We start from the raw sequence: 8893 nt of genomic DNA, 5'->3' as shown, positions 1-8893 counted from the left end.
CCCCGCGACGCCGGCATGATCCAAACGACAGGCCCTAAATCCGGCGACGGTGCCCGCCCGCCGTGACCCTCAGAACGGGAACCCGCTGCGCCCGTGCTGCACCGAGATCCACTTCTGCGTCGTGAAGGCGTCCAGCATCGTGTCGCCGTTCAGCCGGCCGATGCCCGAGTGCTTCTCGCCGCCGAAGGGCACGATCGGCTCGTCGTGCACGGTGCCGTCGTTCACGTGGAACATGCCGGTGTCGATCTGCTTGGCGAAGTTCACGCCACGCTCGATGTTCCCGGTGTGCACGGCGCCGCTGAGGCCGTACGGGGTGTCGTTGACCAGGCGCACGGCCTCCTCCTCGCCGTCGAAGGGGACGAGGAAGGCGACGGGGCCGAAGACCTCCTGCTTCAGCAGGGCGGAGTCGGCGGGCAGGCCGGTCAGGACCGACGGCGTGACGAGGTTGTCGGTGGTGGTGCCGCGCACCAGGGCGGTCGCACCCTCGGCGAGCGCCTGCTCGACCACGCCGGCCAGCGCGTCGGCCTGCGAGGAGTTGATCACCGGGCCGATGACGGTCGACGGGTCGCTCGGGTCGCCGGCCTTGAGGGTCTTCACCTTGGCGACGAACTTCTCGGTGAACTCGTCGGCCACCGCCCGGTCGACCAGCACACGGTTGGCGGCCATGCAGACCTGGCCCTGGTGGACGAAGCGGCTGAAGACGGCGGCGTCGACCGCGTAGTCGACGTCGGCGTCGTCGAGGACGACCAGGGCACTGTTGCCGCCCAGTTCGAGCACCGAGCGCTTGAAGTGCGCGGCGCAGACGGTGGCCACGTGGCGGCCCACCTTGTCCGAGCCGGTGAAGGAGACCACCTTCGGGACCGGGTGCTCCAGGAAGGCGTCGCCGATCTCCGCGATGTCGGTGACCACGACGTTGAGCAGGCCGCCCGGCAGTCCGGCGTCCTCGAAGAGCTTCGCGACCAGCGTGCCGCCGACGATCGGCGTGTTCTGGTGCGGCTTGAGGACGACGCCGTTGTCGAGGGCGAGGGCCGGGGCGACCGACTTCAGGGACAGCAGGAAGGGGAAGTTGAAGGGGCTGATCACGCCCACCACGCCGACCGGCACCCGGTAGACGCGGTTCTCCTTGCCGTCGACCGGCGAGGGGATGATCCGGCCCTCGGGGCGCAGCGCCAGGTGGACGGCCTCGCGCAGGAACTCCTTGGCGAGGTGCAGCTCGAAGGCGGCCTTGAGACGGGTGCCGCCCAGCTCGGCGACGATCGCCTCGCTGATCTCCGCCTCCCGGTCCTCCACGAGGCGCAGCGCCTTCTCGAACACCGCGCGGCGCGCGTAGGGGTTCGTCGCCGCCCACTGCTTCTGCGCGCGCTCGGCCGCCCGGTACGCGGCGTCGACCTCCTCGACGGTGGCTATCGTGATGGAGGCCAGCTTCTCGTCGTCGTACGGGTTGAAGTCGATGATGTCCCAGGAGCCGGTGCCCGGACGCCACTCGCCGTCGATGTACTGCTGGGCGAGGTCGGTGAAGTACGACGACATGTGATCCCTCAATCCCCTGGCTGCCGCCGCAGCTGCCGCGCGCGGCTGATTGAGCGTCATCGTACTTATGTTTCAGGAGAGTTGGAGAAGCCCTCGGAGGAGGTCGCGGCTCTCGTCCGTCCCCGGGCTGTCCTGCTGGAGCTCCTTGAGCGCCGTCTCGTACTGGGTGACGTCCTCGGGCTTGTCCAGGTACAGGGCGCTGGTGAGCTGCTCCAGGTACACGACGTCCGAGAGGTCGGACTCGGGGAAGCTGAGGAGCGTGAACGCGCCACTTTCGCCCGAGTGCCCGCCGAAGCCGAACGGCATGACCTGAAGCCGCACATTGGAGCGTTCCGACATGTCGATCAGGTGCTGGAGCTGCCCGCGCATCACCGCGCGGTCGCCGTACGGGCGGCGCAGCGCGGCCTCGTCCAGGACGATGTGGAACTCCGGCGCGTTCTCGGCGACGAGGTGCTTCTGCCGCTCCAGGCGCAGCGCCACCCGCCGCTCGACGTCGGCCTCGCTCGCGCCCTTCATGCCGCGCCGGACCACCGCGTGCGCGTACTCCTCGGTCTGGAGCAGGCCGTGCACGAACTGCACCTCGTACACGCGGATCAGCGACGCGGCGCCCTCCAGGCCCACATAGGTGGGGAACCAGCTGGGCAGCACGTCGGAGTAGCTGTGCCACCAGCCCGCGACGTTGGCCTCCTTGGCGAGCGAGAGCAGGGAGGTCCGCTCCTGCTCGTCCGTGATGCCGTACAGCGTCAGCAGGTCCTCGACGTCTCTCGTCTTGAAGCTCACCCGGCCCAGCTCCATCCGGCTGATCTTCGATTCGGATGCGCGGATCGAGTAACCCGCCGCCTCTCGCGTGATCCCCCGCGTCTCACGCAGTCGCCTGAGTTGTGATCCGAGCAGCATGCGCCGCACCACCGATCCGGGCTCTCCCGCGCTCACGTTCGCCAGCCTCCCCAACCGTCTTCAGGGGCCGAAGTCTGCCACTAAAACACTCCGAGCAGTACTCGTCCGGTTACGGAAACGGAATCGAGCCAAAGGGAACGCGCAGGATCGGTCGGGGAGTTGACGCCGTCCGTTCGGGATGTGGGGTGAAGACGGCGCGAAGACGACGGAAAAATTGCCCAACAAGCGGTACGTGCAGGTCCATTTCGGTCACCTGCACGTGCATCTGCCCTTGCATCTGGGGTACGCATCCGAAACCATGGTCCCGCACCACCGCGCCGCCTCGCTACGACCGCGAATTTCCCGGGAGTGCCTCGCATGGGGACGAATGGATCGACCATGCTCGAGCCGTTACGGCAGGGCCTTCCGCCACTCGACCCCGCGGCCGTCTCCAACGCCGCCTCCTGCTCCCTGCCGCCCCGCTTCGAGGCGGTGCGCGAGGCCCGCGGGTTCACCCGCAGAACGCTCGACGGCTGGGACATGGGCGACCGTTTCGACGACGTCTGCCTCGTGGTGTCCGAGCTCGTCACCAACGCCCTGCGGCACGCGCTGCCGGCCGACGCCCCGCGCCTGGCCGACCTCAACGCCCCCGTGCGGCTGCATCTGATGCGCTGGACCGAGCGGCTGGTGTGCGCGGTGCGCGACCCCAGCCACGACAGCCCGGTCGCCCGGGACACCGACGACTTCTCGGCGGAGTCGGGCCGCGGCCTGTTCCTCGTCGACTCCTTCAGCGACAGCTGGGGCTGGCACCCGCTCGCCGGCACGCTCGGCGGCAAGGTCGTCTGGGCGCTCTTCCGGCTCCAGAAGCCCGCCGACTGACGGCCGCGGCCGCGATCGGCGCGCGGTCGGTTCGCGATGAGTGCGTGGTGGGCCGGCCGTCAGCTCGCGATCAGGTGGTCGAACTCCCCGTCCTTGACGCCCAGCAGCATCGCCTCGATCTCGGCGCGCGTGTAGACGAGCGCGGGACCGTCGGGGAAACGGGAATTGCGCACGGCCACGCCCCCGTCGGGCAGTCGCGCGAACTCCACGCAGGAGCCCTGCGAGTTGCTGTGCCGACTCTTCTGCCAGGCCACGTCGTGCAGCTGCGTGGCGGCCATGCCGTTGTACACGCCGGACGCGTCGTCAACGTCGTACACGTCGTGGTCCACAGGTCGCTCCCCGGTGGTGCACTGGCTGGTATGGCCATTGATGCAGCGGTCAACTGGTCCGGATCATAGCTCCGTTCACGTGCGGATGCATGAGCAAATGCACGTGCACGCGCGGTGTTCCTCCGGTTACAGCTTGGACGACCGCTTCGCCGAAAGCCCTTGCCCTCTCTGACGCCCGCTCCGAAGAAGTCGTTCCCGCGCCTGCCCCGGAATTCGGAGAACATGCAACAACACCGGGGCCCGTCGGACGGAACGGGCCCCGGTGTCGTCGGTGCGGCGGCGAGAAAGCGGCCGGTCAGCGGGTCGCGTACGGCAGCAGCGCCATCTCGCGCGCGTTCTTGACCGCCTTCGCCAGCTGCCGCTGCTGCCGGGCCGAGACCCGGGTGACACGGCGGCTGCGGATCTTGCCGCGGTCGGAGAGGAACCTGCGCAGCAGATCGGTGTCCTTGTAGTCGATGTACGTCACTCCGGCCGCGTCCAGAGGGTTGGGGCGCCGCTTGGGGGGCTTGCGTTCGCTCTTGCGCGGCATGGCGGTCAGACCTCCAGGAGGGTGTCGAAGGCGGGCGGCAGCCGTCGCCAGGCCGCGTGCCCTGCGGCGTACTCGGCGTCGGTCAGCAGGCAGGACTCCAGGAGCCGTTCGAGGCCGTCGCGGTCGAGTCCGGGCGAGGTGAAGACCAGGTGCTGGCAGCGGTCGCCGTGCTCGGGGTGCCAGTCCAGCGCGGCGGCGGCGCGGCGCACGGGCGGGACCAGTTCCCAGGCGGCGTCGGGCAGCGACGCCATCCACGGCCCCGCGCTCTCCACGCACAGGGCCCCGCCCGCGGCGTCCCAGTGCAGCAGCGCGTCCGCCTTGTCGGCGAGCCAGAACCGGCCGCGGCTGCGGGCGGCGGCGCAGGTCAGGTCCTCCAGCGCCTGGTACAGCCGCTCCGGGTGGAAGGGGCGGCGCCGGCGCCAGACGAAGGTGACGACACCGTGCGCGTCGGCCTCCGCGGGCAGCAGCGCGCAGGCCGGGTGCTGGGCGGCCGCCGCGGCCTCCACGTCGAAGCCGGCGAACGCCGCCCGCGCCAGAGCGGAGGAGGCGGGCGCGGAGGAGGCGGGAGCGGAGGAGGCAGGTGCGGACGGGCGGGCGCCCGCCGGGTCACCGTGGCCGATCGGGACCCGGCGGGCTGTCGGATGCAGCTGGGACAGCAGCTCGCGGTCCTCGTCGTCGGCCTCCGGGGAGTCGGCGACGGCGAGGACGGGGGCGTACTCCAGCTGGCGTGCGAAGGTGTCGGCGACGGTGCGCTGGTCGGTGGCCGCGGCGGCGAGGCCGCCCTCCGCGAGGTCGTCGCCGTTGCCGAGGTACGGCAGGACCAGTGCCGGGTCGACGGCCGTGATCACGCCGGTGACGGTGAAGCCGCCGGCCGTCACCACCTCGGCCATCGCCCGGGGCTCGACCGAGTCCCACAGCTCGACCACGGCGAGCGGGGTGCCTCCGGCGTCCGCCAGCCGTTCCAGCTCGGGGACGAGGTCCTCGCGCAGGGCGCAGCAGGCGCAGTCGTTGACGAGGGGCGCCTCGCCGGCGGACAGGGTGCCGGTGGCGTCCCGGACGGTGCGTACGACCGTGCCCGCGGCGGCCGTGGCCAGGTCGTGGTGGAGGGCCACGCTGCCGGGCACGTCGGTCAGCAGCCGCGCCACGGCCGCCCGGCGGGCGTCGGCGTGCAGCCCGCCGACGATCACCACGGGCAGGTCGACGCCCGGGCGGTGCTCCGGGTGGATTCCCTTGCGCATGGCGGCGGTTCAGCGCTCCCCTCGGAAGTCGACGTGGCGGCCGGCGACCGGGTCGTACTTGCGCAGCGTCAGGCGGTCCGGGTCGTTGCGGCGGTTCTTGCGCGTCACGTAGGTGAAGCCGGTCCCGGCGGTGGACCGGAGTTTGATGACCGGGCGGAGTTCGTTGCGTGCCATGGCTGATACCTTACTGAAAATGAATTCCATTAGCAGCCACGACTGACGAGAGGTACGTCACCATGTCCGCGCACTGCATGTTGACCGGCGCCCGGCCGGGCTTCGGCAACCGCATCTCCCACTCCCACCGGCGGACTTCGCGCCGCTTCGACCCCAACATCCAGACCAAGCGCTACTGGCTGCCGAGCGAGGGCCGGCACGTGCGGCTGCGGCTGAGCACGAAGGGGATCAGGACGGTCGACACCATCGGCGTCGAGGCGGCCGTGGCGCGCATCCGCGCGCGGGGGGTGCGGGTCTGATGGCGAAGAAGAGCAAGGTCGCGAAGAACGAGCAGCGCCAGAAGACCGTCGCGCGGTACGCCGCACGGCGGGCCGAACTGAAGGAGGTCATCCGCAGGCCGTCGTCCACCGACGCCGAACGCCTCTCCGCCCGGCGCGAGCTGCGCGCCCAGCCCCGGGACGCGAGCGCGACGCGCGTACGCAACCGCGACCAGGTCGACGGGCGCCCGCGCGGCTACTTCCGCGCCTTCGGCCTGTCCCGGGTGAACCTGCGTGAGCAGGCACACGCCGGACATCTGCCGGGAGTTCGCAAGTCGTCCTGGTAGCTTGCCGCTGACGTGGGGCCCACCCGGCCGCCCGGCTACAGCTTGGAGCTTGCGGTGTCACAGGTGACTGCGAAGAGCACGGCGAGTACGGCGCACGCGCCGAGCACGGCGGACATGACGAGTACGTACCTGACGAGTACGTGCGTGACGAGTACGTGCATGCCGAGTACGTGCATGCCGAGTACGGCGGGCGCGGCCTGCGGGGCCGTCCGTGCGGGGGGCTCCGGGGGCTCCCGCGGGGGTGCGCGGCGGTCCGTCCGGGCGGCTGCCGCGGCCGTCGCCCTGCTGGGCGCGCTGACGCTGACCGCGTGCTCCGACGACGGTGACTCCGACGGCGACGCGGGCAAGGACGGCACGTCCTCGGCCGCGCCCAGCGCCTCGGCGAGCGCGGACACGGGCGGGACCGGGGGCGGCTCGCCGTCCGCCGCCGCCGGTGAGCTGGAGGGCAGCTGGCTGGCGACCAGCGACGGTCACGCCGTCGCCCTGATGGTCACCGGCGACAAGGCCGCGCTCTTCGCCACGGGCGGGTCCGTGTGCAGCGGCACCGCGGGCGAGGAGTCCGGCATCCGCACCCTCCGCCTGAAGTGCGCCGACGGCAACGACGACCGGGCGAACGGCACGGTCGAGTCGGTCGACGGGTCCTCCCTGAAGGTGAAGTGGCAGGGCGCCCTGGGTGAGGAGACGTACACCAAGTCCGAGGGCGGATCGCTGCCGCCGGGACTGCCGACCGACGGCCTGGGCTCCTGAACAGCACGTCCGCACGCCCTCTCGCACGCACGAAGGAACAAGAAGAACCCATGCGCACCACCAAGCCGGCCGTCGCCGCCATGGTCGCCGTCACCGCGGCACTCCTCCTCACCGCCTGCGGCAGCGGCGGCGATGACGGCGGCAGCGCCGACAGCGGCGGCGGCAAGAGCGGTACCGCCGACCGCGGCCCCGCCGCCTGCCGGATCGGGGAGACGGACGTGGAGATCGCGCCGAGCCCCGCTCCGGCCGCCGGGGACACCGGCACCGTCGCCGTGACCCTGGCCAACCACGGCCCGGCGTGCACGCTCGACGGCTTCCCGGCCGTCACCCTCACCGCCGACGGCACCCCGGCCGAGGTCCCCGCGGACGAGGCCGCCACCGCGCAGCGGCTGACCCTCACCGCGGACGGCACGGCCACGTTCACCCTGACCTACGTACGCGGAGACGCCGACGGCCTCGCCGTGCGCTCGGCGGAGTTCGCCCTGCCCGGCGACGCCGCCACGCACCGCTTCGCGTGGTCGTACGGCGAGGTCGCGAAGAAGGGCGGGGCACCGGATGCCACGGTGAGCGCGTTCCAGCGCGCCGGGGACTGAGCGGCGGGGGCCGCGGGGCCTACTGCCGCCGGGTCTACTGTCCGGGCAGCGGGCGCCGGTGGCCGACCTGGGCGCGGTCGGCCGCCCGGGTGCCCTCCGTCCAGCCCGCCGCGTCGTCGGCGCCCCGCAGCCGGGTCGTGGTCGTCTCCGGGAACATCCGCTCCAGCCGGTCGGTGACCGCGACCTCGCGGGTGGCGAGTACGGGGAGCAGGTCGGCGTCCGCCGCCCCCGTCTCGGCGGCCGTCCGCTCGGCGACGGCCCTCAGACGGGTGCCCGCGCGGTGGGCGTAGGCCGCCAGGAACGACTGACGGAACGTCTTGGTCCGCTTGCGCCCGCCGGCGCGCTGGGCGGCCTCCGCCCTGGTCATCGCGGTCTCGGCCTGCACCAGCAGGGAGGTGTAGAGGAGTTCGACCGCCTCCAGGTCGGTCTCGAAGCCGACCACGGTGGAGAAGCCGAACGCCTCGTTCCACACGGCCCGGCAGTGGTTGGCGTCGGCCACCGCGTCCAGCAGCACCGCCTTGGCCTGCTCGTAGGGCGGCTCCACGCCGATCCGGCAGGCCCCCGACGCGTCGGGCGAGGGCGCGTGCGCCGACAGCAGCGCCTCGTCGACGCTGTGCCGGGCCATCAGCTCCTGCGCCTTGGCGCTGAGCGCCTCCGCCTCCTCCGGATACCCGGTCGCCTCCGCCTTGGCGAGCAGCGCGCGGATGCGGGCGAGGGCGCGCGACTCCGGCCGCGCTTCCCGGCGCGGTGCCCCCGCGTCCAGCGGCTCCAGCGGCTCCAGCACGGGCAGGCGCAGCAGCAGGCGGTAGAGCTCCAGTACGGCGGTGGCGTGCGAGAAGCGGTCGGTGCGGGTCGCCGCCGCCGGCTCCGGCAGGTCCTCCAGCTGCGCCGCCCAGCGGGGGCCGCGCGGACGGTCGTGCGCCGCCTGCGCCCGGATCAGCCCGGCAACCAGCCGCACGTGCGCGTCGTCCAGCTCGCGCCGCACGGTCCGTACGACGTCGGCGGGCTGCCAGCCGCGCCGCCAGGCCGTGGCCAGGAACTCCTCGCCCCGCCGGGCCACTTCGGCGTCCGCCGCCGGGTCGGCCGCGAGCAGCGAGGCCGCGGTGTCGAGGGCGGTGTCGGCGGTGTCGTACAGGGCGGCCCCGAAGGCGCGGTCGACGGTGCTGGACGTGCTCACCCGGTGATGGTGCCACGGCCCCCCGGCCCGGGCCGCGGCGTGTCTCACTCCGCGGAATTCGGTCGTCGGCGGCGGCGTGCCGCACCGAGCATGGCGCACATGGTGGACACGACTCTCTACGCGGCGTTCCTCGTCGCCGCGCTCGCGCTGTGCGTCACTCCGGGGCCCGACCTGATGTTCATCGTGGCGATGGGCGGGCGGGGCGGGCCCGCGGCGG

13 protein-coding genes and 1 pseudogene are annotated in these 8893 nt (G+C 72.4%); 6 read left to right on the top strand and 8 right to left on the bottom strand.

Going from position 1 to position 8893, the window contains the following annotated elements; genetic code table 11:
* Positions 1–69: 69 nt before the first annotated feature.
* The gene (locus tag GTW67_RS27800; RefSeq protein WP_161167516.1) at positions 70–1530 is read right to left on the bottom strand and encodes an aldehyde dehydrogenase family protein; all 1461 of its coding nucleotides are present in this window, start codon (positions 1528–1530) and stop codon (positions 70–72) included.
* A gap of 72 nt (positions 1531–1602) precedes the next feature.
* Entirely contained in the window at positions 1603–2439 is an 837-nt protein-coding gene (locus GTW67_RS27795) for a Sco1979 family transcriptional regulator (RefSeq protein WP_524539829.1), read from the bottom strand.
* 345 nt (positions 2440–2784) lie between these two features.
* On the opposite strand from GTW67_RS27795, the gene GTW67_RS27790 reads away from it, so the two are divergent.
* A complete protein-coding gene (locus tag GTW67_RS27790; RefSeq protein WP_161167515.1) occupies positions 2785–3285 on the top strand; it encodes an ATP-binding protein in 501 nt (166 codons plus the stop codon).
* Positions 3286–3344: 59 nt separating this feature from the next.
* On the opposite strand, the gene GTW67_RS27785 is transcribed toward GTW67_RS27790, so the two are convergent.
* The 4 genes from GTW67_RS27785 to rpmG all read right to left on the bottom strand — a co-directional run bounded on the left by GTW67_RS27785 (position 3345) and on the right by rpmG (position 5555).
* Complete coding sequence (locus GTW67_RS27785; RefSeq protein ID WP_077799099.1) at positions 3345–3614, bottom strand: DUF397 domain-containing protein; 270 nt, start codon at positions 3612–3614, stop codon at positions 3345–3347.
* Between the two features lie 295 nt (positions 3615–3909).
* The gene (gene rpsR, locus GTW67_RS27780; RefSeq protein ID WP_161167514.1) at positions 3910–4143 is read right to left on the bottom strand and encodes a 30S ribosomal protein S18; all 234 of its coding nucleotides are present in this window, start codon (positions 4141–4143) and stop codon (positions 3910–3912) included.
* Between the two features lie 5 nt (positions 4144–4148).
* Positions 4149–5381: a CobW family GTP-binding protein gene (locus tag GTW67_RS27775; protein WP_161167513.1), complete on the bottom strand. Its 1233-nt coding sequence runs from the start codon at positions 5379–5381 to the stop codon at positions 4149–4151.
* A 9-nt stretch (positions 5382–5390) separates the two neighbouring features.
* Positions 5391–5555 (bottom strand): 50S ribosomal protein L33, encoded by a 165-nt coding sequence (gene rpmG, locus GTW67_RS27770; RefSeq protein ID WP_161167512.1) that lies wholly within the window; start codon positions 5553–5555, stop codon positions 5391–5393.
* 62 nt (positions 5556–5617) lie between these two features.
* Between rpmG and rpmB the strand changes: the two genes are divergently transcribed.
* Together rpmB and rpsN are read left to right on the top strand one after the other, a co-directional pair.
* Entirely contained in the window at positions 5618–5854 is a 237-nt protein-coding gene (rpmB, locus tag GTW67_RS27765) for a 50S ribosomal protein L28 (protein WP_161167511.1), read from the top strand.
* The gene (gene rpsN, locus GTW67_RS27760; protein WP_161167510.1) at positions 5854–6159 is read left to right on the top strand and encodes a 30S ribosomal protein S14; all 306 of its coding nucleotides are present in this window, start codon (positions 5854–5856) and stop codon (positions 6157–6159) included. Before rpmB ends, rpsN begins: the two co-directional genes overlap by 1 nt.
* Before the next feature lie 35 nt (positions 6160–6194).
* Here rpsN and GTW67_RS27755 read toward each other — a convergent pair whose 3' ends face one another.
* Positions 6195–6335: a hypothetical protein gene (locus GTW67_RS27755; RefSeq protein ID WP_161167509.1), complete on the bottom strand. Its 141-nt coding sequence runs from the start codon at positions 6333–6335 to the stop codon at positions 6195–6197.
* Between GTW67_RS27755 and GTW67_RS27750 the strand changes: the two genes are divergently transcribed.
* Positions 6334–6906 carry a hypothetical protein gene (locus GTW67_RS27750; protein ID WP_237519062.1) on the top strand — a complete coding sequence of 191 codons (573 nt, stop codon included), beginning with the start codon at positions 6334–6336 and terminating at the stop codon, positions 6904–6906. The genes GTW67_RS27755 and GTW67_RS27750 overlap by 2 nt on opposite strands.
* 50 nt (positions 6907–6956) lie before the next feature.
* Entirely contained in the window at positions 6957–7499 is a 543-nt protein-coding gene (locus GTW67_RS27745; RefSeq protein WP_161167508.1) for a DUF4232 domain-containing protein, read from the top strand.
* 34 nt (positions 7500–7533) lie between these two features.
* Here the strand turns inward: GTW67_RS27745 and GTW67_RS27740 are convergent, their stop codons facing one another.
* Positions 7534–8676 (bottom strand): DUF2786 domain-containing protein, encoded by a 1143-nt coding sequence (locus GTW67_RS27740; RefSeq protein ID WP_161167507.1) that lies wholly within the window; start codon positions 8674–8676, stop codon positions 7534–7536.
* A 99-nt stretch (positions 8677–8775) separates the two neighbouring features.
* Here GTW67_RS27740 and GTW67_RS27735 point away from each other — a divergent pair.
* Positions 8776–8893: pseudogene (locus tag GTW67_RS27735) on the top strand (LysE family translocator); the annotation flags it as partial.

Origin of the sequence: Streptomyces sp. SID5910 (genome assembly GCF_009862125.1) — a bacterium.
GTDB lineage: Bacteria > Actinomycetota > Actinomycetes > Streptomycetales > Streptomycetaceae > Streptomyces.
This window is presented reverse-complemented; position numbering and strand designations above follow the sequence as displayed.

Excerpts from the sequence above, each read along its gene's own strand:
- GTW67_RS27800 (WP_161167516.1), bottom strand. The coding sequence starts at position 1,530 with ATGTCGTCGTACTTCACCGACCTCGCCCAGCAGTACATCGACGGCGAG.
- GTW67_RS27790 (WP_161167515.1), top strand. The coding sequence starts at position 2,785 with ATGGGGACGAATGGATCGACCATGCTCGAGCCGTTACGGCAGGGCCTT.
- rpsR (WP_161167514.1), bottom strand. The coding sequence starts at position 4,143 with ATGCCGCGCAAGAGCGAACGCAAGCCCCCCAAGCGGCGCCCCAACCCT.
- GTW67_RS27775 (WP_161167513.1), bottom strand. The coding sequence starts at position 5,381 with ATGCGCAAGGGAATCCACCCGGAGCACCGCCCGGGCGTCGACCTGCCC.
- rpmG (WP_161167512.1), bottom strand. The coding sequence starts at position 5,555 with ATGGCACGCAACGAACTCCGCCCGGTCATCAAACTCCGGTCCACCGCC.
- rpmB (WP_161167511.1), top strand. The coding sequence starts at position 5,618 with ATGTCCGCGCACTGCATGTTGACCGGCGCCCGGCCGGGCTTCGGCAAC.
- rpsN (WP_161167510.1), top strand. The coding sequence starts at position 5,854 with ATGGCGAAGAAGAGCAAGGTCGCGAAGAACGAGCAGCGCCAGAAGACC.
- GTW67_RS27750 (WP_237519062.1), top strand. The coding sequence starts at position 6,334 with ATGCCGAGTACGGCGGGCGCGGCCTGCGGGGCCGTCCGTGCGGGGGGC.
- GTW67_RS27755 (WP_161167509.1), bottom strand. The coding sequence starts at position 6,335 with ATGCACGTACTCGGCATGCACGTACTCGTCACGCACGTACTCGTCAGG.
- GTW67_RS27745 (WP_161167508.1), top strand. The coding sequence starts at position 6,957 with ATGCGCACCACCAAGCCGGCCGTCGCCGCCATGGTCGCCGTCACCGCG.